Raw genomic sequence first — 23,713 nt, forward strand, 5'->3', positions numbered from 1 at the left:
CAAGCTGGCGCCGCCGGGCGTTTCCTCAACGGCTAAAACGCTGCTGAATGGCCCGCAGCCCTGATGCCGTCACCGTCACCTCGCGAAACCCTTCCACCCGCTGGATCCAGCCTTTGGTTTCCAGGAAAACCAGCAGCGCTGCGCCCGCCTCACCGCCCAGGTGGAAACGGCGTTCGCTCCAGTCCAGGCAGGCGCTACACGCTTTGCGCCGGGTATTAGCCTTAAGCGCGATCCCCAGCGCCAGGAACGCCTCGCGGCCCTTTCCGGTGAGGGCAGCCCCGTCTGCCACCAGCCAGCCTTCGGCCTGCATAAAATCATAGATCTGCACGGCGACCGTGCCCGCGAGATGGTCGTAACAGGTGCGGGCATAACGCATCGACGCTGGCGCGGTGGTTTCCGGCGGCGTGATGCGGCTCCACGACAGCCCCATCATCTGCTCTACCAGCTCCGCAACGTCGTGCCCCGCCAGACGATAGTAGCGATGCCGCCCCTGAGAAAGGCAGGTAATCAGCCTGCCCTCCACCAGCCGGGCGAGATGGCCGCTGGCGGTTGAGGGTGCCACATCCGCCACCGCGCTGAGCTCCGTGGCGGTCCACGCCCGCCCGTCCATCAGCGCACAGAGCATTTTGACCCGTGACGGATCGGCCATCGCCGCCGCAACAGCCGCAACGGCCAGCTCCAGCGCAGCGCTATTATCAGGAGGTAAACGCGTCTTTAACATTGGCAGCCCACGGCCCGGTGATCTCTGCGGCCAGCTTATCATTATCCGTCAGCAGAATAAGGTGATTCGCATGATCGCTGTACTGGGTCAGGATGGAGACCCCCTGTGCGGCCAGCGCGGCGGCAATCTCGCCCAGCTCGCCAGGGCGCGCCTGTTTCAGCTTACGGATCAGTGGTTTTCGCACCGCTTTCACATTAAAACCCGCGGCAAGGAGGAGGCGCCGGGCTTTTTCGCCCTCCACCACCAGGAAATGCGCCTCCACGCCAAACACGCCGCCGCCCTCCAGCCCTACGCCGTTGCGCCCCAGCAGTTGACCAAAACGTGCCAGCTCGCCTGGGGTGTCGTTGAACCTCACATGAACGTCATACATCGGCATGCCCTCCGGTTGCTGAACTGTACTCCCGCACCACCTGCGCCACGCGAATACGGTAGTGGGTAAAAATCGACGCCCGCCCTTCGGCCTGTGCGGCCTGGTGAAACAGATTTTGTCTCCAGCGGCAAATCGCCTCCTCGTCCCGCCACCAGGAGAGGGAGAGGATTTTGCCCTCGGTGGTCAGGCTCTGAAAACGTTCAATATCGATAAAACCGTCGATATCCGCCAGCAGCGGTTTTAGCTCGGCGGCCAGCTGCAGGTAACGCGCCTGGTGCGCGGGTGCGGCTTTGGCTTCAAACAGGACTGCAATCATGATCTCTCTCCGTTGTGAGGTTAAGGAGAGAGTGCAGGAAACAAAAACGTGATGCTTCGGTGAAGAGCGAAATGTCGCTTTCGTGCGCCGGGGGTTGCCGGGTGGCGCTGCGCTTACCCGGCCTACGGAATGGCGATTGTGGCATCGATACGCTGGAACCGCCGGGTGGCGCTGCGCTTACCCGGCCTACCCAGGCACGAACCGTAGGCCCGGCAAGCTTGCGCCGCCGGGCGTTTTTTAGCTGAGGATCGACTTCGGCTCCATAAACGCGCTGATGCCCCAGGCCTCCATCTCGCGCCCCACGCCGGAGTGCTTAAATCCGCCAAACGGCGCTTTGGGCTCGTGTGTGAGGGTATTGACCAGCACGCGACCCGCCTGGATCTGCTGCGCCACGCGCCGGGCACGCCCGCTGTCGCCGCCGAGCACCAGCGCGCTCAGGCCATAGTCGGTGTCGTTGGCAATGGCGATGGCCTCCGCCTCATCGCGGTAGGCGATCACGCACAGCACCGGACCAAAAATCTCATCCCGGGCGATAGCCATCTGGTTATGCACATCGGTGAACAGCGTTGGCCGGACAAACCAGCCATCCCGGGTGCCCTCCGGCCGCCCTACCCCGCCCGCCAGCAAACGCGCCCCCTCAGCCAGCCCTTTCTGAATATAGCCCTGCACCCGCTGCCACTGTCTCTCGCTCACCATCGGACCGACCACGGTCTTCGCATCGCGCGGATCGCCCGACGCCACCGCCGCGACAGCCAGCGCCAGCGCCTGCTCGAATTCAGCCTTACGCGACTGCGGTACCAGAATACGCGTACCGGCCACACACGCCTGGCCGCTGTTCATCAGCCCGGCCTGGACCGCCAGCGGGATCGCCTGTTTGATATCGGCATCGTCGAGAATCAGCGTCGGCGATTTACCGCCTAACTCGAGGGTGACGCGGGTAAAGTTCTCCGCCGCGTTGCGCAGGATCGCTTTGCCGGTCCGGGTCGATCCGGTAAAGGAGATTTTTGCCACATGGGGGTGACGGCTAATCGTCTCCCCCACCGTATCGCCGCGCCCGGTAACGATGTTAAACACCCCCGGCGGTAGATCTGCGGCGTGCAGCGCCTCGGTCACAATCTGCGTCTGCAGGGCGCTCATCTCGCTGGGCTTGATCACCGCGGTGCAGCCTGCGGCCAGCGCCGCCGCCAGTTTGCCGCAGATAAAGCCCGCATCGCTGTTCCACGGGGTGATAAGCCCGGCGACGCCCAGCGGGGTCATCTCTACTCTGGCCGCACCCGCGACGGTCGTAAATTCGAACGCCTCCAGCGCCGCAATGGCCTGGGCAATCACCTCCGCCGGATAGCTCGCCATCCAGGCCGAGCGTGATGCGGGGGCACCATACTCCTCAACCACCGCCTCCAGCAGATCGTCGTGGCGGGCGGCCACCGCAGCCTGCATCCGTTGCAGGGCGGCAATGCGCATTTGCTTTGTGGCTTTCGACCACGCCGGAAACGCGGCTCTGGCCGCGGCAATGGCACGTTCGCCATCCACCGCGTCGGCCAGACGCACCTGACCGATGACGCGCGCCGTCGCCGGGTTATACAAATCGAAGCGCTCCGTGCCGTGTGGAGTGACAAACTCCCCGTTGATATAAACCTGTTCGATGTGATGCATAGCGACCACCTCAGACTGGATAAAGCGAGTCTGGCACGCCTTCTCCGTTACGATAATCCACGCTATGCTGCAAAGGTTGTTTCGATTTTCAGGATAATCTATGCACCGTTCAGGACTGACAGAGCTGGAAGTGGTCATGGCCGTAGTGCGTCGCGGCAGCTTTCGCGCCGCCGCCCAGGAGCTGGGGATGTCGGCCACCGCCGCGAGTAACGCCATTGCCGTGCTCGAAAGCCGCCTGCAAACGCGCCTGTTCAATCGCACCACCCGCAGCGTGGCCCTCACCGAGGCGGGGCAACGCTTTGTCGCGCGCGTGGGGCCTGCCTTGCAGGAGATCCGCCAGGCCAGCCTGGAGATCCACAGCGATCCCGACGAGCCTGCCGGCATCCTGCGCCTGAACGTGCCGCACAACGTCGGCGCTCTGTTCCTGGACGCGCTGCTGATCGACTACATGATCCGCTACCCGAAAATGCGCGTCGAAGCGGTAAGCGAAGCGCGGATGATCGATATCGTGGCGGAAGGGTACGACGCCGGGATCCGCCTCGCGGAATCGGTCCCGCAGGATATGATCGCCGTGCCGCTTACCCCCGATATCCGCCAGCTCATCACCGCCACGCCAGACTATTTTGCCCGTCACGGCATTCCGCTTACGCCGGACGATCTGCTGCAACATCAGGGGATCGGCATGCGGATGGCGCACGGCGGGATCTACCGCTGGGAGCTGGAGCGGCGCGGAGAGCAGATTGCCCTGGCGGTGGTGCCCCGTTTTGCCACCTCGGATCTGTTTGCCTCGATCCGGGCGGTAAAAGCCGGACTGGGGGTAGGATTTTTACCGGAACTCTATATTCAACAGGAGCTGCAAAGCGGGGAACTGGTGAGCGTGCTGGAGGAGTGGACGCAGCCCTTTGCCGGGCTGCGTCTCTATTACCCTGGCCATCGTCACGTCCCGCCTGGGTTGCAGGCGCTGGTGGCGATGATCCGCGAGCGGGGCCTTACTCGAGGTTAGCCTTGTTGAGGCCGTAGGCACCGTCGAGGGAGCCCGGCTCCATACGGGAGGTGATGCCTAAGCGGTTCCAGGCGTTGATCGCCACAATGGCAAAGTTCAGCTCTGAAATCTCCTTTTCCGAGTAGTGTTCCGCCACGCTGCGGTAGAGGACATCGCTGATCCCGTGCGGGCCAATCTGCGTCAGCGCTTCGGCGAAGGCCAGCGCCGCTTTTTCCCGGGCGCTGAACAGCGGGGATTCGCGCCATGCGGCCAGATGGTAGAGGCGCAGCTCACGCTCGCCCGCAATTTTCGCCTCTTTCGCGTGCATATCCAGACAGAAGGTACAGCCGTTGAGCTGGGAGACACGAATGTCGATCAGGTGCTTCAGCGCCGGGTCGAGGGAGGTCTGGCTCACCGCCATGCTCAGGTCGGAGAGCGCTTTAGCGAGGGCAGGTGTGGCTTTATGGTGGTTAACGCGAGTGCTCATGGTCTTTCCTCTTTTGTGCGGTACAGGTCATGCGATGGGGCAAATTTACGCCGTTCATGACATAGTAAAAAGATACAAAAACCGCGAAACGAGGTAGGACATGAAACCGGGCTATCACCAGATCTATACCCGCTACCGGGACAATATCACCCGCGGCATACTGAAGCCCGGCGACAAGGTGCCCGCCATTCGCGTGCTGGCGGAGGAGCTGAAGGTCGCGCGCAAAACGGTGGAAACCGCCTATGCCATTCTCATCGGCGAGGGGTATCTGGTGAGCCAGGGGGCGCGTGGCACCCGGGTGAACCCGGACTTAAACCTCCCCGCCGCGCCACCGCCGCCCGACGATCCCGTCACCGGCACGTTACCGGAGTCCCTGGTCAGCCAGCGCGAACGGGCCGGCTTTTTACGCCCCGGCATCCCGGCGCTGGACAGCTTTCCCTACAAAAAATGGCTGCTGCTGGCGGGCCAGGCGGTGCGCGCCATGCGCCAGGAGGAGATGCTCAACCCGCCGGTGATGGGCTGGGCTCCCCTGCGCCAGGCGATTGCCCGCTACCTGAACATCTCTCGCGGGCTGACCTGCACGCCGGATCAGGTGCTGATCACCAGCGGCTACAGCGGCAGCCTGCGCCTGATCCTCGATACCCTCGCCAGCCGCAACGACAAGGTGGTGTTTGAAGATCCGGGCTATTTTATGGGCCAGCAACTGCTGCGGCGCATCGTGCCCCGCCTCTATACGGTGCCGGTAGATCGCGCGGGGATGGACACAGACTACCTGCTGCGCCACCACGCCGACGCCCGGTTTGCCATCGTCACCCCGTCGCACCAGAGCCCGCTGGCGGTCACTCTCTCGCTGCCGCGCCGTCAGCAACTGCTCGACTGGGCCACCCGCAACGAGGCGTGGATCGTTGAGGATGACTATGACGGCGAGTTTCACTACACCCGCAAGGTGCTGCCGTCGCTGAAAAGCCTCGATCGCCAGGATCGGGTGATCTACATGGGCACCTTCAGCAAAACCGTGATGCCGTCCCTGCGCCTTGGCTATGTGGTGATGCCCGCCAGCACGGTAACGGCTTTTAACGACTGCGCCGATCTGCTCGCCAGCGGCCAGCCGGTGCTGACGCAAAAGATCCTCACCACTTTCCTCAACGAGGGCCACTTCTTCCGCCATCTGAAAAAGATGCGCGCCCTCTATCAACAGCGACGCGACTGGATGATTGCCGCCCTGCACGCAGTCTATGGCGACCGCTTCTTCACCGAACAGAACGATGGGGGAATGCATATCGTGGCGTTCTTAACCAAAGGCAGCTGTGACCAGGAGATCGCCCACTGCTGGCAACAGCATCAGCTCCAGGTGAACGCCCTGTCGGCGTGGTACAGCGGGTCGGGCAAACGCTACGGGCTGGTGATGGGGTATAACAACGTGCGGTCGTATCAGGAGGCGGTGGCTTTGCTGGAAAAACCGAAACAGCAGACGCTGGCACTGTTGCGCTGACAAGCGCCGGGTGGCGACTACGCCTTACCCGGCCTACGGTTCGTGCCCTTGTAGGCCCGGTAAGCGCAGCGTCACCGGGCGATAACTGCGCAGGCTACAAATCATACCGTGACAGCCCGATGTCTTTTAAATGTTCATCACTTAACTTGCTCAAAATCCGGCGCGTGCGGTTGATGCGATACCAGCGGACAAGGGCTTTTCCCATCCAGATAAAGATCGCAAAGGGGCGTTTGGCTCGATTTTCGTGGAATTCCATGATGCTCTCCTCGGGGGTCTGAGGGGTTATCATCACGGATCCCACACCTTCCAATACAGATTCAAAAATTACTTTTTTTTAACATACAGATCGTCTAAAACAGGAACTGCATGGCAGTTTTTACCGCCATCTGTACCGGTTTGCTTTTCTGTATGGTGAGAATAAGGGATACAGCATGACGCGCTACCAACATCTGGCCAATCTTCTGGCGGAACGCATTGAACAAGGGCTCTATCGCAGCGGGGAGCGTTTACCCTCGGTGCGTGCCCTGAGCCAGGAGCACGGGGTCAGCATCAGCACCATACAGCAGGCCTATCAGATCCTCGAAAACTTACAGCTGATCACCCCCCAGCCGCGCTCGGGCTATTTTGTCGCACCGCGAAAGGCGCAGCCGCCGGTGCCGGCGATGTCGCGCCCGGTGCAGCGCCCGGTGGAGGTAACCCAGTGGGATGAGGTGCTGACCCTGATGGAGGGGCGCAATAAAACCGACATCACGGCCTTTGGCGGCGGCCAGCCCGACCTGACCCAGCCAAGCCTCAAGCCCCTGTGGAAAGAGCTGAGCCGGGTGGTGCAGCATAGCGTTAAAGAGGTGCTCAGCTATGACGAACTCGCCGGGCGACGCGAACTGCGCGAGCAGATCGCCCGCCTGATGCTGGACGCCGGATCGGTGGTCACCGCCGACGATCTGATCGTCACCAGCGGCTGCCACAGCGCCCTCTCTCTGGCGCTGCTGACCATCTGTAAGCCCGGCGACATCGTGGCGCTGGAATCCCCCTCTTTCTACGGCACCATGCAGATGCTGCGCGGCCTGGGGATCAAGGCGATCGAGATCCCCACCGATCCGGTGACGGGGATCAGCGTCGAAGCCCTGGAGCTGGCGCTGGAGCAGTGGCCGATCAAAGGGGTGATTGTGGTGCCCAACTGCAATAACCCGCTGGGGTTTATCATGCCCGAGTCCCGCAAACGTCAGCTGCTGGCGCTGGCCCAGCGGCACGATATCGTCATTTTTGAAGATGATATTTATGGCGAGCTGGCGTTCGAATATCCCCGCCCCTCCACCATTCACTCGCTGGACATTGATGGCCGGGTGCTGCTGTGCAACTCCTTTACCAAAACTGTCGCCCCCGGGCTGCGGGTGGGGTGGATTGCCCCGGGCCGCTATCACGACCGGATTATGCACATGAAGTATGCCGCCAGCGGCACCAACGTGCCCGCCAGCCAGCTGGCACTGGCTACCTTTATCCGGGAAGGGTATTACCACCGCCACGTGCGGCGGATGCGCCAGATCTACCAGCAGAATATCGAGACCTACACCTGCTGGGTCAGGCAGTTCTTCCCCTGCGGCATCTGTGTGACCCGCCCGATGGGCGGCTACATGCTGTGGGTGGAGCTGCCGGAACATGTGGATATGGTCTGCGTGTCGCGGGAGCTGACGCGGTTTAACATCCAGATCGCCGCCGGATCGCTCTTCTCGGCCTCCGGCAAGTACCGGAACTGTTTGCGGATCAACTGCGCCCTGCCGCCAAACGAGAAGCACCGCGCGGCGGTAGAGCTGATGGGGGAAGCGGTGAATATTGCGATGGCGGAGTAGCGCGGTGCGGCCTGTTCGCCGGGTGGCGGCTGCGCCTGACCCGGCCTACGGTTCGACTCTTTTGTAGGCCCGGTAAGCGCAGCGCCACCGGGCATTTTCACATCAGAACGTCCACGACACGCTGCCGACAATGCTGCGCTCGGCGCCAAAGTAGCAGTAGGAGAGCGAGTTACAGGCCGCCACGTAGCTTTCGTCCGTCAGGTTGTTGACGTTGAGCTGGGCGCTTACCCCGGTCAGCCCCACCTTCGACAGGTCATAGCCCACCGCCAGATCCACCAGGGTGTATGACGGCAGGGTGTGGGTATTCATGCGGTCACTGGTCACGCCGTTGACGTAACGCACACCTGAGCCCACCGTCAGGCCATCCAGCGGCCCGGTTTTCACGTCATAGCTGAGCCAGCCGCTGGCCATATTACGCGGGGCATAAACCGCACGCTTGCCCTCTTCCTCCGGGCTGCTCTTCTTGTAGCGGATGTCGGTATAGGTGTACGCCGCCTGCAGGCGCAGGCTGTCGGTCAGTTGCCCTACCGCTTCCAGCTCCACCCCTTCCGATTCAATTTCGCCGATGGAGCGGTACGGATCGGTCGGCTCCTCTTTGGTGGCGATGTTTTTCTGGTTGATGCGGAACACCGAGGCGCTGAACTGGCTGTTCATCCCCTCCGGCTCAAACTTCACCCCCGCTTCCCACTGTTTGCCTTTCATCGGGTCCAGCAGATCGCCGTTCTCATCCGCAAAGCTGGTCGGGGTAAAGGCGGTGGAGTAGCTGATATACGGCGCGATGCCGTTATCGAACAGGTAGAGCAGCGCCGCGCGGCTGCTGAAGTTATTCTTGTCCAGATCGCTGCGGGTATCGTTCAGCTTGTCGACATTGGAGACGCTCACCTGGTCATAGCGTCCACCCAGGGTCAGGCGCCAGCGGTCCAGGGAGAGCTGATCCTGCAGGTAGTAGCCAGTCTGGCGCAGCTTGTGCTTCTCCTTGCTGTACATCGTGATGCTCTCCGGCCCGGCACCGTAGACCGGGTTAAAGGCGTCAATCGGCGGGAAGCTGCCGTAATAGCCGGTGGTGTGGTTGCTGCGATCCTGGTAATCGAGGCCAATCAGCACCCGGTGGTTCACCGCCCAGGTATCAAAGCTGCCGTCGATCTGGTTGTCCAGGGTGATGGCGTTCATCTTCTCGTCCGAGCCGGAGTAGCCGCGGTTGAGTTCGGTGTCGTTCAGCCAACCCGCGGCATAGACCTGGTTCAGCTCCACTTTGGTGTGCAGATAGCGCAGCTTCTGGCGCACCGACCAGCCGCTGTCGAACAGGTGCTCGATGTTATAGCCGACCATATCCTCGCGGCGATCGTACTTGTCATAATCGTCCTCGCCTTCGAAGAAGGTGTTAGAGATCATCTTTCCGTTGTGCGGCACCACGGTTCCGTCATAGGGCAGGCCGGAGTGGCTCCCGCCCTCGGGATCGCGGTGCAGGTAGGCCATCAGATCCAGGCGCGTGTTATCGGTGATGCGCCAGGTCAGGCTCGGCATCAGGGCGTAACGCTCCTCTTTGAGTGGATCAAACTGGGAATCGGCATAGCGGGTCATACCGCTCAGACGGGCCGCTACGCGGTCGTCGTCGTCCAGCGCGCCGGTGACGTCAAACATCGCCCCGCGCTGATCGTTATTCCCGGCGAACAGCTTAATTTCTCCGCCCGGATCGAACGACGGTTTGCGCGAGGTGAGCGCTACGATCCCCCCCGGCGACGAGCGGCCGTACAGCACCGAGGCCGGGCCGCGCACCACTTCGATATTTTCCAGGAACCACGGGTCAACCACCAGCGAGCTGTGGGAGTTGGTGTCGCCCATCATCTTCAGGCCGTCGAGATAGACGTTATCCAGGCTGCCGTCGGAGAAGCCGCGCAGCACGATGTAGTCAAAGCGGTTCGAGGCGCCGATCTGGTTGCTGTAGACGCCCGGGGTGTAGCTCACCGCCTGGCGGACGCTGGTGGCGCCCTGCTCCTCAAACTGCTCGCGGGTAACAATCGACACCGCCTGCGGGGTCTCGATATCCGGCGTCGCCAGCTTGGTGGCGCCACTCTGCATCTGCGAGGTGACAACAACCGTTTCGGTTTTTGGCGTCTCCTGCGCCATCAGGGGGAGCGCGACGCTCCCGGTAACCCATCCCACCAGCAGTGCCAGCCGCGATTTAGCGAACATGAAAATCTCCAGAGCTATTTCTAATTATTAATGAGAATTATTACCTTTTTCATTTAGAAGATAGCTATGCGCGCTGCCAGAGTACGTATGCGCAATGCCAAACCGCACGAATGGCGTTGGCGATGGGGAAAAAACGGATTAGCAGCCGTTACGGACCGCGCCGGGGCAGATGCCGTAGCGACGGCGAAAGGCGGTGGCAAAGTTGGTGGCGTGCTGGTAGCCCGACATCCACGCCGCCTGCTGCACGCTGTGGCCTTCCAGCAGATAGCGGCGCGCCAGCGCGAGGCGGCAGTCGCGCAGGTAGTCGAATACCGTGCAGCCATAGGCCTGACGGAATTTGCTGCGCAGGCTGCTGGGGCTCATTGCGGCCCGGGCCGCCAGCTGGGCGAGGGTATACTCCTGCTCCGGAGCCTGCGCCAGCAGATGACGGATCTGCTCCAGCCGGGCATGCTCACCGCCGGCAGCGCTTACCCGCGCCGCGCCCTCCTGCTCCCGCAGGTGCAGGCCGTGGCCCAGCAGTTGATACATGACTCCTTCCAGCAGCAGCTGCCGCGACAGGCTGCTGCGCTCGCGCTGGCGGGCATGCTGGATCCCGGCCAGCACAAAATCCGGTACCTGCCAGACAAAGGTGGGCGCGTTAAGCTTCTCCCACTGCGCCAGCAGAGAGGCGAGCAGGCTTTCACGACGGGCATCGTCAGGGTAAACCCCAAAAGAGAGAGTTTTCAATGCGATATCAGCGTCATGACGGGCAGACATCGCCTGCTGTTCGCTCAGCCTGGCGCTGAAAGCCATGCCCGGGCGCACCACATAAACGTTGCCGCTGAGGGTCAGGGTCACGCAGCCTTCCAGCACCACCAGCACATAGAGCGGGCTGCTGTGGCGGGAGGTGGTTTCATAGGGTTGCAGAACGCGGACATCGGAGTGGGTTAATGAGATGCCGGACGGCAGAATCATCTCTTCGACATGGCCGTGCAGAACCGGGCTGCTGCTGGCGCATGTATCAGTGAGCAGCGGAAAACGGTAGTCAATGCCGTAGCGCTCGCCAAAGACCTTAAAGTCAGCAACGGAAAAGGTTTTTTTCGCTGTGGGGGCCGGGTGAGGGAGCATTGAGTCGGACATACCTGCGCCTGGAAAAGCATATTAAAAATAAAACAGTATCACTCCTTTAACGCGGCGGCAATGCAGGCAAATTTAATAAATATTAAGCTCCGACAAAATGCCGGAGCTCAAATATATCCGCCTGGTGCTGGCGATTATTACGCTTCTTGCCAGCCAGCAAACACTTCTTTATGGTCTTTGGTCAGAACCACATTATTCCCGTCGATTTTATCGACCCACTCAAGCGGAATATAATGGTGTTTACCGCCAGACTCGGAGTCATTTTTTGCGAGCTTAATGCGGTTGCCGTCAAGATGGTCAACGGTGCCAACGTGGGTACCGCAGCTTGCCATTACCTGAGCATGGTCCTTGATTTCACTCTGGTTTACCATAATTAATTCTCCTCATTTGGTTTCTACGGGTGTGACACGAAACTAACTGTAGTCCATAAATAACGTTTCGACCGCCTCATTAGCATTTCGAAACATTATTTCCCGCCGCGTTTTAGGTTCGCACGAAATATATAAGAATCGACTGAGAAATATTCCAGGCACGTTATTATGTCGCATAATTATCTTCACGCACTCAACATGGAGGCATATATGGTAGAAACCAATCGTACCGAAATATCCCTGGCTCTTGGTGAAGCGGTTTTAGATATCGTCCAAAAAGGCCAGGAGGTGTCGAGAGAGAATCTGGCACGGGCCATGAAAAGTAAAGCGGAGCGAGAACCTGATGACGAGCGCCTTCTTGATTACTGGAAAGCCTGTCATATCCTTGCCGCTTAAAGGTGGCGGCGTGGAGCCTGTGCCCCGCGCCGCCTTTGCGATCACTCGTCGAAGTACCAGTAACCCTGGTTAATCAGCCCGGTCAGCTCGTCCACAAATGCCGGATTTCGCAGGGCATCCCCCAGCTCCGCACGGCTAAGCTCGGTGTAGCGACACAGTGCATCCGCTGCGTTTGCATCCGACACCTCCAGCCGCTCGCTGTTGATAAAGAAGCTGCCCCCGACATTCAGGACCCGTAACCCGCTCAGGCGAGTCAGCGTTTCGCCGCCCGTCAGCGCGTCGAGCACCTCTTCCGGCGTGTACTCCGGTTCCGCCGGGGCAATATCCAGCTCGTGGCGCGGCGTGGAGATGAAGCTGCCAAACCACTGTGTAAAATCGTCTGGCTTGCTGATCATGTCGATCATCATCTTGCGCAGGCGCTCAAGCTCATAGGCCTCAACCCGGCCCGGATGGTCGCGGCAGGTGAGATCCGGATCGCTGTAGTGCTCTCCGCCCAGATCGTTTTCCAGCGCGTAATCGGCAAAGCTGCTGATCAGATCCCGGCCATTCGGCCCGCGGAAACCTACGGAGTAGTTGAGCGCCGTCTCGTGGGTGAAGCCGTCGTGGGGGAATCCAGGCGGAATATAGAGAATGTCGCCCGGGGCCAGATCTTCGTCGATGATCGGCTCAAAAGGATCGACATGGAGCAGCGCTGGATGCGGGCAGAACTGACGCATCGGCAGTTTGTCACCCACGCGCCAGCGACGGCTGCCCATCCCCTGGATGATAAACACATCGTACTGATCGATATGCGGACCCACGCCGCCGCCCGGCACCGAGAAGGAGATCATCAGATCGTCCAGACGCCAGTCCGGCAGGACGCGGAACGGACGCACCAGCTCGGCGGCAGGGGCGTGCCAGTGGTTAACCGCCTGCGCCAGCAGCGACCAGCCGGTTTCGCCTAAGCCATCGAAGTGCTCGAACGGACCGTTGCTGGCGTGCCATTTGCCCTCTTTATGGCTCACCAGGCGACTGTCCACCTCCGGCTCCATCGCCAGCCCTGCCAGCTCATCGGGGCTGATAGGATCGACAAAATTTGGCAGTGCGTTTTTGAGGACAACGGGTTTCTTTTGCCAGTATTTTTCTAAAAATTCCGGCCAGTTCAGGTTGAGTTGATACGCCATGGTTAGCACCAGTTAAAAAGACAAACGGGTGTGATTATAGGAAGAGGTGGGGCCGCGCTGCCTTGTCGTGGGTCAAGGGGGAATGAAAACCTGCCGCATTCAGCCATTCGCATGACACAGGGTGACAGTTTCACGCTTTATCGTGAGCGCAAGTTACAGAGCGACTTATATCGTTAATCACTAAGAGCGTATTGTCATGAGGCCTGCGATGAGCCCGTTTATTGAACTGCCGGTTTCCGCCAGCGTAAAGACCCTGATGGGGGTATATACCCGTAAGGAGAACCCGTCCGTTTTCGCACCTGTGGCCGGTGAGCTGCCTGAAGGAAGCGTGGTTCGCATTCAGGCGGCGGTGGTGGGTGATGCGGTGCAGGGCAATCCTCACTGGTACCGGATTGATGAAGAGACCTTTATCTGGGCGGGCGCCTGCACGCCGATCCAGCCCTGTCCCGAATTTCCGCCTGCTACGCGCGTTAACTGGACGGCGGTGGTATTTGCGGTGCGTTAGGCGCTGATAACCCGCACCTCCTCTGCCGTAAACGCCGCGATCGCCTCCTGATCCAGGCTCGCCTCCACCACCAGCACGTCAATATCGCGGCTTTTCGCCACCACAAAGCGCGCCACGCCGGGGATTTTGTCGGTGGTGAGCGCCACGATGGTCTGGCTGCTCTGGCTAATCACCGCTTTCTTGAACTCGCAGTCAGCAAAGTCGAAACCGGTCAGCCCCATCCCAGGATCCATGGCGCAGCCGCCGATAAACGCCTGATCGAAAATCATCCCCTGGATCTGGCTGGCCGCCGTCGCCCCCACGGCCCCGCCGGAGCTGCGCTGGATCTGCCCACCGGTGATGATCACCTCGCACAGGGGGTGACGCAGCAGCTCTGCGGCGATGGCCGGGGAGTTAGTCACCACGGTGACGGCCAGATCCGGCGGCAGGGCTTTCGCCAGTGCAAGGTTGGTGGTGCCGGTATCGATAAAGATACAGCTACCCGGCTTGATCAGGGTTGCCGCTTTCTGCGCGATCGTGGCTTTTTTTGCGTGGTTTTGCTGCTCGCGGCTGTAGAAGTTCCCGGCATCGGCCAGCTGTAGCACCGCCCCGCCATAGACCTTCTTACAGAATCCTTCTTTGCTAAGCTCATGTAAATCACGGCGAATCGTGTGTTCCGATACCTGCATGCGGATCGCCAGGTCAGCGCAGACCACCCGGCCATTTTCTTGCAGGATCTGGCGGATCCGATCTTGTCGTTGTTCCGGGAAAGCTGCATAATCGAGCATAAATTATCTTCTCTGGATTTGAATCGAGCAACAATGCGCATAATGTTGCATGACGACGCGCTCTGTCAATCCACCTGGCCCGAAACCGGAGTATCACAATGAAGCGCTATGATGATTACCGTCAGCAGGTGCCCGCCACACAGCCCCATGACGGCTTCCTGTTTGAACCTGTGAACGCAGATGCGCGCGCCGGGGAAACGGTGCAGCGCACGGCGCCTGCCTCCCCGTTACTGAAACCTGATAAGGATGTGAAATGACCTCTCAGACCACCGGAGCCGTCCAGCGGCTTGCCACCCGGATCGTCTTTTTTATTGCCGGTTATGTCACCGCCACCTGGGCGGTGCTGGTGCCTTTCGCCAAAGCCAATACCGGCGTTAACGAGGCCACGCTTGGCTCGCTGCTGCTCTGTCTGGGGATGGGGGCGCTGATTGCGATGCCGCTCACCGGGATGCTGACCAGCCGCTACGGCTGCCGCCGGGTGATTATCACCGCGATGGCGATCGTCCTGCTCACTACCCCGCTGCTTGCCATCATCCCGGATCCGCGCCTGCTCGCCGCCGCATTGCTGCTGTTTGGTGTGGGGGTCGGCGTGACGGACTGCGCCATGAATATTCAGGCGATCATCGTTGAGCGCGACGCCCCCGGGCCGGTGATGTCTGGTTTTCACGGCATGTACAGCGTGGGCGGCATTGCCGGCGCGGGGGCGATGACCCTGCTGCTGACCCTCGGGGCCAGCGCTTTTATCGCCTGCCTGATCATCATTCTGAGCGTCGCGCTCATGCTCGCTTTCAGCCTGAAAGGGCTGCTGCCCTGGGCCAATCCCGCCTCTGGCCCGGCCTTTGCCGTGCCGCGCGGCGTGGTGCTGCTGATCGGCCTCATCTGCTTTGCGGTGTTTCTCGCCGAAGGCACGGTGCTGGACTGGAGCGCGGTGTTCCTGACCGAGGTGCGCGGCGTGCCTGAATCCCTGGGTGGGCTGGGCTTCACCTGCTTCTCGGTGGCGATGACCTTTTTCCGCTTAACCGGCGATAAACTGATCGCCCGCACCGGTGCCCTGCGCGCCGTGGTGGGGGGCGCCATCGTGGCCGCCGCAGGGTTTGCGCTGGTGACCTTTGTCCCGCAGTGGCAGCTGTCATTGCTGGGCTACGTGCTGGTGGGCGCCGGTTGCGCCAATATCGTGCCGGTGATGTTCTCCGCCGTTGGCCGCCAGACCCGCATGCCGCAGGCAGTTGCCGTCCCGGCTATCACCACCCTGGGCTATCTCGGCGTGCTCGCCGGGCCCGCAATTATCGGTTTCGTGGCGCACGCCACCTCTTTAACCCAGGCGTTTATGGTCATTATGGTGCTGATGCTGGTCGTCGCCCTGCTCTCCGTGACCGTCACCGCCTCTCAACCCGCCCGCAGCGAGGGATAAGATGAATATTGCACATGTGGCACTCTGGACCCGTAACCTGGACGCACAGGTCCACTTCTGGCAGACGGTTTTTGGCGGCCAGCGTAACGAACGCTACCTCAGCAAAAACCGTCCGGGCTTTGAATCGCACTTTATCACGCTGTCCGACGGACCGACTATCGAGCTAATGACGGTGCCGGATCTGCCCGATCGCCCTTCGCACCCGGAGTTTGTCGGCTGGGCGCATATTGCCCTGAACGTGGGTAGCAGGGCGGATGTGGATCGGATGGCGGAGCAGGCGCGGTTGAGCAATACGCTGCTGAGCGCTCCAAGGATGACGGGAGATGGCTATTATGAAGCGGTAATTGCGGACCCGGACGGGAACCGTATTGAGCTGGTGGGGGAATAATCTGCCAATATTTTACCCCTCGTGAGAGAGCATCAGGCATTGCCGGGTGGCGGCTACGCCTTACCCGGCCTACAAAACCCGTAGGCTGGGACTGCCGAAAACCGTGACTGAGCTGGAAAAAATATCGATTGCTACTCTGGCCCGCTGTCCCATGACGACAATGTAATCCATTCTGGCCTACGCTTACCCGATAAGAAACGCCGATTCACCTATTCCGCTATGCGCCTTTCATATAGTTATCATATTGTTAAATGATAATGATAATTAATGTGTTAAAATTGACATGTTCATAAAACTGCCACCTGAAACGCATGAACAGAGGGGGCGGTTTTTACGCTGAGCGAAAATCCTCTCATCTTTGTCAGGCTGAAACATTGGGGCTATTAATGGAACACATTGTCTATGTCGTTGATGATGATCACGCTGTCAGGCGGTCCGTGGTCGGGCTGCTGGAGTCTGCCGGGCTGAACGCCCTCGACTTCTCCTCGGCAGAATCTTTTCTGCAACACACCTTTGAAGATGTGCCCTCCTGCGTGATCCTCGATATGCAGATGCCCACCATCAGCGGGTTTGAAGTGGCGGACTCCCTGAAGGCCAGCGGGCGCGAGATCCCGATAATCTATCTTACCGGCCACGGCACCATTCCGATGACGGTGAAGGCGATGAAGGGCGGTGCGTATGAGTTTCTCACCAAGCCGGTGGCGTCGAACGATCTGCTGAACTCCATTGGCGACGCGCTGAAGCTGGCGGAAGAGAACGCCCTGCAGTTGCGGGAGCAGTACTCTCTGAAGCAGCGCCATCTCTCGCTGACGCCGCGGGAGCAGGAGGTGTTGCAGCTGGCGATCAGCGGGATGCTGAACAAGCAGATCGCCGCCGAACTGGGGGTGAGTGAAATTACCGTCAAAGTCCACCGCCGACGGGTAATGGAGAAGATGCAGGCCCGCTCGCTGGCGGATCTGGTCAGGGCCGCGGAGCGCCTGACCAGAAGCCAGCCCTCAGAGTGACGTCTCGCCCTCCGCCAGCGGCAGGGTAAAGGCAAAGACAGAGCCGTGCGGCTCGCGGTTGCGGGCCGTCAGCTTGCCGCGATGGCGCTCGATAATGCTGTAGCTGATGGTCAGCCCCACCCCCATCCCCTGGGCTTTAGTGGAGTAGAACGAGTCAAAGATACGCTCGGTCTGCCCCTGGGCGATGCCGGTACCGCTGTCGGCGATTTCAAATGTGATCCCGCCCCCTTCCGGGTTCGAGGTGGAGAGCAGCAGCGTACCGGGCCGCGTTTTGATCTCGGCCATCGCCTCCACCGCGTTCATCACCAGATTCAGCAGCACCTGCTGGATCTGTACGCTATCAGCCACAATAAAACTGTTCGCCGCCGCCAGGGCATAGCTGACGCTGATGTTCCGCCGCTCCAGCTCGCTGCGCGAAAGAGTGATGATGTGCCGCACCAGATAGTGCAGATCGATACGGGCAAAGGCCGGATCCTGTTTGCGGGTGAGGGACTGCAGGCTGCGAATGATCTCCCCTGCCCGCTCCCCCTCGGAGACAATCTCCTCCAGCCCGAGCCTGGCCTTATCCAGCCGGGCCGGATCGCGGTTCAGCCAGCGCAGGCTGGCCCCGGCATTCGCGACAATCGACATCAGCGGCTGGTTGATCTCGTGGGCGATGGACGAGGTTAACTGGCCGACGGTGGTCGCCCGGGAGACGCGGGCCAACTCGGCCTGCGCCACCCGCATAGCATCTTCCGCCGTCCGCTGGGTGGTGATGTCGGTGATGATGCCGTAATACTCGTTCACTTCGCTGCCCACGCCGACCGGATCGCCAATCCCCAGAATGGTGCGCACGGCGCCGTCGGCGCGGATAATGCGGAACTCGGCGCGCATGGTCAGGCCATCGCGCACGCTCTCGGTCACCAGGGTGCTGATGCGCGGATAGTCATCCTGGTGCACGAAGGTGAGAAACTCCGCCATCGAGATCATCTTCTGCTTCTCCGGCAGGCCCAGAATGCGGGCATACTCCTCCGACATAAACATCAGATCCTGTTGCAGCTCCCAGCGCCAGCTGCCGGTATGGCTGATCTGCTCCCCCAGCATCAGCGAGGTCTGGCTGGCCCGCAGCTCTTTCTCCACCCGACGCCGCTGCTGGTTCTCCTCCAGCAGCTCGGCATAGAGCCGGGCGGTCTCCAGTGAGATGGCGGCGTGCGCCCCCAGCAGGCTCACCACCCGGGAGTGCTCGACGGTAAAGACCTCCGGCATCAGGCGGTTCTCCAGGTAGAGCACCCCCACCAGCCGCGCCTGCTTGAACATCGGCACGCACATCACCGCCGCGCCGGAGGTGACCAGATACGGGTCCTGGCTGAAGGGGTGGAACTCTTCCGGTTTGCCGGTGTGGATCTCCTGCCCGGTGCGGATCACCGCCGCCAGTACCGTCAGCGGCATCTCAGTGGCCATCGGCACCTCTTTGCGGATCTGCACCTTCACGCCGTCGGTGGTGGTGCTGGCGCTGGCCTCGATCTCCGGGATGTTGTTGTCATTCACCCGAATCAAAAAGCCGCGCTGCGCCCCGGCCCGCTCCAGCAGGATGGTCATCAGGGTTTCGATCAGCCGCTCGAGGTTGATCTCTTCCGACAGGGCGCGCGACGCCTTGATCACGCTCTGTAAGTCGCGGATCTCCTCGTTACGGGCAAAGGCCACCGTGTCCCAGGCGTTGGCCTGGCCGGGGGCCAGCAGATAGGGGAAATCCCGCTCCAGCTGGCGCACTTTGGACTGCGCCCCGGCCCGACCCCAGGCGGTCATCGCCCCGCGGAAGTGGGCCTCGGCGGCGGTGGTGTAGCCGCAGGCGTGGGCGAAGCGCCCCGCCAGCTCGTGGGCCAGGGCGTTGAAGGGGTTGAAGCCCCCTTCGCGCGACAGGCGCACCGCCTTCTCGTACTGTTCGAGGGCGATGCTGTTCATGCCGTCGAGGCGCACGATCTCGGCGTAGATCAACGCCTCTTTATCGGCAAAGGTGCCGGGGTTAACCCGCGCCCAGAGGGCGATCTTGTCGTAATGAAGGTGGATCTGACGGCGCAGATCGGCGGAAAACGTCTCCGGGGTCAGCTGCTGCGAGAGGGTGAGCGCGCTGTAAAGGTGGTAGTCCAGCAGGTGGATATGGCCCGGCGCGGACCAGGCAAAGCGCCCGGCCTGGGCCAGATTATCTGCCGCCTGGGGAAACTCGCCGCAGGCGAAGTGGGCCATGCCGCGGTAGAGCCAGAACCAGAACAGCATGGTGGAGGTCTGCTCCGGAGCCTGCTCCGGGGCGGCAGGCAGCAGGGATTGCGGCAGCGCCTCGCTGGCGCTCCACTGACCGTTCACCGGGGTGCGCAGGTGCTCCACGTAGTGGCGCTGCATCAGCAGGATCGTCTCTATGTCCTGAAAATGGGTTTTACGCACGAAGGCCAGTCCGCGCTCGATGCTCATCAGCACCGCGTCGAGATGATCGCCCCGGGTGAGGAAGTTGATCACCTGGTGACAGGCGGCGAAGCAGGCCACCGTCATATCGCCGTGGGTCACGGCGGAGGTGAAGCAGGCCCTGGCGCACTCAATGGTGTAGCCCAGCGGCTGGGTCCAGACGCTAAGCTGATCCAGCGCCAGCAGGGTTTTGGCTTCGAAGGCGTCGTAGCCGTGGCGGTTGACCAGCTCCCGGGCCAGGGTGCCGTACTGGAAGCCGAGCCGGTATTCGGCGTAGCGGTGACCAATCAGCACCCCGAACCACGCCATCGCGGAGGTGGAGGCGCCGGTGATGCCGTGATCCAGGGTCAGGTGCATCATCCGGCACAGCAGAATGAAATGCAGGCGCGAGCTGGTGAAGCTGGCGAAGAGGCTGGCGCTGTTGAGCAGGTTCATCACCGCCTCGGTGTCGCCATCTTTCATCAGCGGCAGGCGGCTAAAATGGTCCTGCGGGTTCTCGCCAACGCGGTTGCACAGGCTCTGCCAGGCCTCGTCGCACTCGGCGTTCTCCGGGAAGCGGCTGACGTGAATGCCAAACACCGCCAGCCAGCAGAGGGCTGCCTCCAGCGCCAGCCGGTTGTCGGACTGGCGCATGTAGACTTCGGCCAGCAGGTTGGCCGCCAGCGCTTTCTCCGCCAGCCCGCCGGGGGAGCCGAGAATGCGGTCGCACAGCCTGCGGGTGGCCTCAAGATTGCCCAGCGCAAACTCGCAGCCCGCCTCTTCGCTGTCGAGAATAAAGTCGCTGGCGCTCTCGGGCGCCGATCCGGCGTTGCCCAGCGCCCGGGCGGTCTGGATATAGCTCAGGGCCGACAGATAATCCCCCGAGCGGCGGGCGCGGCGGGCGGCCAGCAGGCTCAGCTCGCGGAACATCTGGCGCTGGGGCGCAGGCTGAATGCTGTCCAGCGCCGCCGTCACGTGGTGGACGGCGCGGAACAGGATCTCGTTACCCGCCGCCTGACGGGCCGACTCCGCCAGCAGGCTGGCGGTAGTAAGATGCAGGCGGCTGCGCTCGGCGTTATCCAGCAGGGCGAAGGCCGCCTCCTGAACCCGGTCGTGGGTAAAGGCATAGCCTTCGTCGCTGAGGGTGATCAGCTGCGCCGTCACCGCCGGATGCAGGGCGTAGCGGATCTCCGCCACCGACATTGATGCCACCCGGCAGACCATCTCCAGCTCGCCGCTGCCGCCCAGACAGGCGATGCTGCCCAGCAGCCGACGGGTCTCTTCGGGCATCTCCTCCAGCTGCTGGAGCACCAGCGTGACCACGTTTTCGGTGTAGTGCCGGGTGCGGATAGCGTGCAGATCGTAGTGCCACTTATCCTGATATTTGTTGTGCGTCACCAGCCCGTCATCGACGATGCGGCGGAAGAACTCATGGACAAACAGCGGGTTGCCGCCGGTTTTCTCGTGGATCAGCCCGGCCAGATCCGCGGTGCTGGCGGATCGGGTATGGAAGATGCTCGCCAGCCAGCGCGACACCGCCTTCACCGACAGCGGCTCCGGGCACAGCTCGGTGGTATTGCGCGAGATCCGGTGCAGGTTCGCCAGCTGCTGATGCAGGATGCTGTCCGGCACCGGGCAGACATCCCGGTGCGCCACCACCAGCAGCAGCGGCACGTTACTGGCGTTGGTCAGCAGGTACGCCAGAATTTGCAGGCTGGCGGCGTCGATCCAGTGGATATCATCCAGCAGCAACACCAGCGGGCAGCCCGCGCTGGCGAAGGTTTTCACCAGCGCCAGCACCATATGGCTGAAGCGCGCCCGGGCGTCAAGGGAGAAGCTGTCGCTGGAGAAGCGCGGCTTGTTCTCCAGCAGCAGCCGCAGCTCCGGCACCAGGCTGACGGCCAGCTCGTCATACCCCTCCAGCTCCCGCGACAGGCGGATCTTCCACTGCGCCACCTCCGTTGCCGACAGTCCCAGCAGGTGCAGCACCAGGGTGCGAAAGGCTGAGCTCAGGGCGGCATAGGGCAGCGTGGGGGAAAACTGATCCACCTTTCCTACCGCCAGTAGCACGTTGCGGTGCTGTAGCGCCTTTAGTGCCGAGGCGATAAGGGACGATTTGCCGATCCCCGACGGGCCGCTGATCGCCACAAATCCGGCAAGGTTGTCGCGGCATACCCGGTCAAAGGCGTGGATCAGATCCGTTGCCTGGGGATGGGCGGTGTAGAGGGTATCGGTGAGATGAAACGCCGGGGAGCGATCCTGCAAGCCGGGGGTAAAGGCGGCAATATCGCCCTCGTCGCTCAGGGTAGCCTGGCAGCGGCGCAGGTCGGCGATCAGGCCGTCGATGGTCTGGTAACGGTTCTCCGGTTTTTTCGCCAGCATCTTAAGGATGATGGCCGAGATCATAGCGGGCACGCCGGGGCAGACCGCTCCCGGGGAGCGCGGCTCCGAGGCGATGTGGTAGTGCGCCCACTTGCCCTGATCCTGGCCGCCCAGCTCAAACGGCAGGCTGCCGGTGAGCAGCTCGTAGAGCACCACCCCGAGACTGTAGAGATCGCTGCGGCTGTCCACCGAGCGGTGGGTGCGGGTGGTGTGCTCCGGCGACATGTAGGCGGGTGTGCCGCCCACGATGGCCAGTCGCGACTGCTGTAGCTCTTCCGAGGCACCGGACGACAGGCCAAAGCCCCCCAGCCGACAGCTGTTGTCGTCATGAATAAAGATATTGCCGGGCTTGATATCCCCGTGTACCAGGTTGCGCAGATGCATCAGACGCAGAGGCAGGCTGATGCGGATCGCCAGCTCCAGGAAGCTCTGGATACAGGCCATCGGCGCACCAACGATGCGCGTCAGCAGCACAAAGGAAAAAGGGGCGTAAACCAGCGCAAATCGCCCGTGGTACTGCGTGGTGGCGACCGGACGGATAGCCCAGTCGTCGCTCAGGTACTCCCGCAGGGCAAACTCATTACGCAGCAGGCGCGTTGCGTTGGCCTCTTCTTCATCGCTCACGGCGGTGGCGATAATAAACGACCCGCCGGAGCTGGGCAGGCGGGCATTCAGCCAGCAGAGGCTCCCCTCCTGGCCCAGCGGGGTAAAAATGACATCTTCTTTAAGCACAAAAGCCCGCCCTTCGGATAAATTTCCGGGGGCGGGCCAGAGTGCAGGCAGCGATGGGGTGTTCATCCACGTTTCCTTATTTTTCTTCATTAATGGTTCTCGTGGGATAACGGTGCAGGTGGTGTCAGGTGGCGAGCGCGCGCTGAATGTGCGCCAGCAGCACATCGACGTTTATCGGCTTGCGCAAAAAAGCAACGGCGCCATTCTCAACAGCGTAGCGCTCTATGTTGTCATCCGCATGACCTGAGATAAAAATGAGCGGCGGCGGTGAACTGGCGATAAGGTGCAGCCTGTCGAGCATCTCCAGACCGTTCATCCCCTGCAGGCGGATGTCGGCAATCACCAGCGCCGCGTCTGTCAGCGCGGTGGGGTGGCTGAGAAACCCCTCCGCCGAGTCGAAGGCTTCTGTGGCATACCCCTCCGACTGCAGCAGGTTGCTTAACCCGCTGCGAACAGACCGTTCATCATCAATGATGGCTATGCGCTGCGGCATGCTCTCTTTCCTCAATATGGACGTGATTAAACCTCGCTGCCGTCGCCGGGACGGGGTGGAGGCGGAGTACCGCTGATTTTGGGTACGCATTCGTGGCGAAACCAGGTCATCGTCAGCTGACGGCTGAACAGGCGGCGGCCAATCGGGATCAACTGCTCCCCCACCAGCATGCCAAACAGCCCCATCAGCGCAACAACGGGCGGCGCGGGCGAGTGTACATCAATTGCGGCATAAATAACCCCTGCCAGAATTCCGCAGCTCAGCGAAACGACCCAGGCTTTCATGAGGAGGCTCCTGTGGAGAGGGTGACGGGCGCCTTTTGCGCGGTGTCGTCAGCATGCAAAAAATGGCGGGTGGCCTGTTCGCCTGCCAGCATGCCCAGCAGACCAATCAGCGCCAGCGCGGGCGGCGCCGGAGAGCGGACTTTCAACAGCGCGTAGAGCAGGCCGATAAGCACGCCTGCCGCGAGGGAAATTAACCCAGTACTCATGATGTACTCCAGAGAG

General features: G+C 61.4%; 24 protein-coding genes. 9 read left to right on the forward strand and 15 right to left on the reverse strand.

The genetic code is table 11. The annotated features are described in order from the left end of the window. Positions 1-25: 25 nt before the first annotated feature. The 4 genes from B3X29_RS03190 to B3X29_RS03205 form a co-directional block, all read right to left on the reverse strand. The gene (locus tag B3X29_RS03190) at positions 26-721 is read right to left on the reverse strand and encodes an ArsR/SmtB family transcription factor (protein WP_290503553.1); all 696 of its coding nucleotides are present in this window, start codon (positions 719-721) and stop codon (positions 26-28) included. After that, a complete protein-coding gene (locus B3X29_RS03195) occupies positions 696-1,091 on the reverse strand; it encodes an amino acid-binding protein (protein ID WP_103178098.1) in 396 nt (131 codons plus the stop codon). Before B3X29_RS03195 ends, B3X29_RS03190 begins: the two co-directional genes overlap by 26 nt. Further along, a complete protein-coding gene (locus tag B3X29_RS03200) occupies positions 1,084-1,407 on the reverse strand; it encodes an antibiotic biosynthesis monooxygenase family protein (RefSeq protein ID WP_290503554.1) in 324 nt (107 codons plus the stop codon). The genes B3X29_RS03195 and B3X29_RS03200 overlap by 8 nt, the downstream gene beginning before the upstream one ends. A 237-nt stretch (positions 1,408-1,644) precedes the next feature. Continuing rightward, the gene (locus B3X29_RS03205) at positions 1,645-3,060 is read right to left on the reverse strand and encodes an aldehyde dehydrogenase family protein (protein WP_290503555.1); all 1,416 of its coding nucleotides are present in this window, start codon (positions 3,058-3,060) and stop codon (positions 1,645-1,647) included. 100 nt (positions 3,061-3,160) lie between these two features. Between B3X29_RS03205 and B3X29_RS03210 the strand changes: the two genes are divergently transcribed. Beyond that, positions 3,161-4,063: a LysR family transcriptional regulator gene (locus B3X29_RS03210; protein ID WP_290503556.1), complete on the forward strand. Its 903-nt coding sequence runs from the start codon at positions 3,161-3,163 to the stop codon at positions 4,061-4,063. Here B3X29_RS03210 and B3X29_RS03215 read toward each other — a convergent pair. Then, positions 4,050-4,529: a carboxymuconolactone decarboxylase family protein gene (locus B3X29_RS03215; protein WP_114316000.1), complete on the reverse strand. Its 480-nt coding sequence runs from the start codon at positions 4,527-4,529 to the stop codon at positions 4,050-4,052. The genes B3X29_RS03210 and B3X29_RS03215 overlap by 14 nt on opposite strands. 100 nt (positions 4,530-4,629) lie before the next feature. Here B3X29_RS03215 and B3X29_RS03220 point away from each other — a divergent pair, with 100 nt between their 5' ends. After that, entirely contained in the window at positions 4,630-6,021 is a 1,392-nt protein-coding gene (locus B3X29_RS03220; protein ID WP_263951506.1) for a PLP-dependent aminotransferase family protein, read from the forward strand. A gap of 94 nt (positions 6,022-6,115) precedes the next feature. On the opposite strand, the gene B3X29_RS03225 is transcribed toward B3X29_RS03220, so the two are convergent. Then, positions 6,116-6,277, reverse strand: coding sequence for a DUF1127 domain-containing protein (locus B3X29_RS03225; RefSeq protein ID WP_103178092.1), 162 nt, complete (start codon positions 6,275-6,277; stop codon positions 6,116-6,118). A gap of 175 nt (positions 6,278-6,452) precedes the next feature. Here B3X29_RS03225 and B3X29_RS03230 point away from each other — a divergent pair, with 175 nt between their 5' ends. Further along, positions 6,453-7,868 carry a PLP-dependent aminotransferase family protein gene (locus B3X29_RS03230; protein ID WP_290503557.1) on the forward strand — a complete coding sequence of 472 codons (1,416 nt, stop codon included), beginning with the start codon at positions 6,453-6,455 and terminating at the stop codon, positions 7,866-7,868. 102 nt (positions 7,869-7,970) lie between these two features. On the opposite strand, the gene foxA is transcribed toward B3X29_RS03230, so the two are convergent. The 3 genes from foxA to B3X29_RS03245 all read right to left on the reverse strand — a co-directional run bounded on the left by foxA (position 7,971) and on the right by B3X29_RS03245 (position 11,551). Further along, complete coding sequence (gene foxA / locus B3X29_RS03235) at positions 7,971-10,079, reverse strand: ferrioxamine B receptor FoxA (protein WP_103178090.1); 2,109 nt, start codon at positions 10,077-10,079, stop codon at positions 7,971-7,973. Between the two features lie 120 nt (positions 10,080-10,199). Further along, a complete protein-coding gene (locus tag B3X29_RS03240) occupies positions 10,200-11,180 on the reverse strand; it encodes a helix-turn-helix domain-containing protein (RefSeq protein WP_290503558.1) in 981 nt (326 codons plus the stop codon). A 137-nt stretch (positions 11,181-11,317) separates the two neighbouring features. Continuing rightward, positions 11,318-11,551 carry a DUF2171 domain-containing protein gene (locus B3X29_RS03245; RefSeq protein ID WP_103178088.1) on the reverse strand — a complete coding sequence of 78 codons (234 nt, stop codon included), beginning with the start codon at positions 11,549-11,551 and terminating at the stop codon, positions 11,318-11,320. Between the two features lie 210 nt (positions 11,552-11,761). Between B3X29_RS03245 and B3X29_RS03250 the strand changes: the two genes are divergently transcribed. Next, entirely contained in the window at positions 11,762-11,947 is a 186-nt protein-coding gene (locus B3X29_RS03250) for a DUF2767 domain-containing protein (protein ID WP_103181021.1), read from the forward strand. A 41-nt stretch (positions 11,948-11,988) separates the two neighbouring features. Here the strand turns inward: B3X29_RS03250 and B3X29_RS03255 are convergent, their stop codons facing one another. Beyond that, complete coding sequence (locus B3X29_RS03255; RefSeq protein ID WP_103178087.1) at positions 11,989-13,110, reverse strand: cupin domain-containing protein; 1,122 nt, start codon at positions 13,108-13,110, stop codon at positions 11,989-11,991. A gap of 208 nt (positions 13,111-13,318) precedes the next feature. On the opposite strand from B3X29_RS03255, the gene B3X29_RS03260 reads away from it, so the two are divergent. Next, complete coding sequence (locus B3X29_RS03260; RefSeq protein ID WP_103178086.1) at positions 13,319-13,615, forward strand: hypothetical protein; 297 nt, start codon at positions 13,319-13,321, stop codon at positions 13,613-13,615. Here B3X29_RS03260 and B3X29_RS03265 read toward each other — a convergent pair. Beyond that, complete coding sequence (locus B3X29_RS03265; protein WP_263951511.1) at positions 13,612-14,382, reverse strand: DeoR/GlpR family DNA-binding transcription regulator; 771 nt, start codon at positions 14,380-14,382, stop codon at positions 13,612-13,614. The two genes, B3X29_RS03260 and B3X29_RS03265, sit on opposite strands and share 4 nt — an antisense overlap. Positions 14,383-14,480: 98 nt before the next feature. On the opposite strand from B3X29_RS03265, the gene B3X29_RS03270 reads away from it, so the two are divergent. From B3X29_RS03270 to B3X29_RS03285, 4 genes are all read left to right on the forward strand, one after another. After that, entirely contained in the window at positions 14,481-14,639 is a 159-nt protein-coding gene (locus B3X29_RS03270; RefSeq protein WP_290503559.1) for a hypothetical protein, read from the forward strand. Next, positions 14,636-15,793 carry an MFS transporter gene (locus B3X29_RS03275; protein ID WP_290503560.1) on the forward strand — a complete coding sequence of 386 codons (1,158 nt, stop codon included), beginning with the start codon at positions 14,636-14,638 and terminating at the stop codon, positions 15,791-15,793. Before B3X29_RS03270 ends, B3X29_RS03275 begins: the two co-directional genes overlap by 4 nt. Before the next feature lies 1 nt (position 15,794). Then, positions 15,795-16,181: a VOC family protein gene (locus B3X29_RS03280; protein WP_103178083.1), complete on the forward strand. Its 387-nt coding sequence runs from the start codon at positions 15,795-15,797 to the stop codon at positions 16,179-16,181. A 386-nt stretch (positions 16,182-16,567) separates the two neighbouring features. Continuing rightward, complete coding sequence (locus B3X29_RS03285; protein WP_039030554.1) at positions 16,568-17,185, forward strand: response regulator transcription factor; 618 nt, start codon at positions 16,568-16,570, stop codon at positions 17,183-17,185. On the opposite strand, the gene B3X29_RS03290 is transcribed toward B3X29_RS03285, so the two are convergent. Genes B3X29_RS03290 through B3X29_RS03305 form a run of 4 tightly spaced genes read right to left on the reverse strand, consistent with a single transcriptional unit; the run spans position 17,177 to position 23,697 of the window. Continuing rightward, positions 17,177-22,780, reverse strand: a complete 5,604-nt coding sequence (locus B3X29_RS03290) for a trifunctional serine/threonine-protein kinase/ATP-binding protein/sensor histidine kinase (protein ID WP_290503561.1) — start codon at positions 22,778-22,780, stop codon at positions 17,177-17,179. The genes B3X29_RS03285 and B3X29_RS03290 overlap by 9 nt on opposite strands. A gap of 58 nt (positions 22,781-22,838) precedes the next feature. Continuing rightward, on the reverse strand, positions 22,839-23,207 hold the full coding sequence (locus B3X29_RS03295; protein ID WP_159340139.1) for a response regulator: 369 nt from the start codon (positions 23,205-23,207) through the stop codon (positions 22,839-22,841). A gap of 26 nt (positions 23,208-23,233) precedes the next feature. Next, positions 23,234-23,491: a DUF1427 family protein gene (locus B3X29_RS03300; protein ID WP_159340140.1), complete on the reverse strand. Its 258-nt coding sequence runs from the start codon at positions 23,489-23,491 to the stop codon at positions 23,234-23,236. Further along, positions 23,488-23,697 carry a DUF1427 family protein gene (locus B3X29_RS03305; protein WP_032616311.1) on the reverse strand — a complete coding sequence of 70 codons (210 nt, stop codon included), beginning with the start codon at positions 23,695-23,697 and terminating at the stop codon, positions 23,488-23,490. Before B3X29_RS03305 ends, B3X29_RS03300 begins: the two co-directional genes overlap by 4 nt. Positions 23,698-23,713 lie beyond the last annotated feature (16 nt).

The sequence above is a fragment of the Leclercia sp. UBA5076 genome (genome assembly GCF_002416465.1).
Lineage (GTDB): Bacteria > Pseudomonadota > Gammaproteobacteria > Enterobacterales > Enterobacteriaceae > Enterobacter.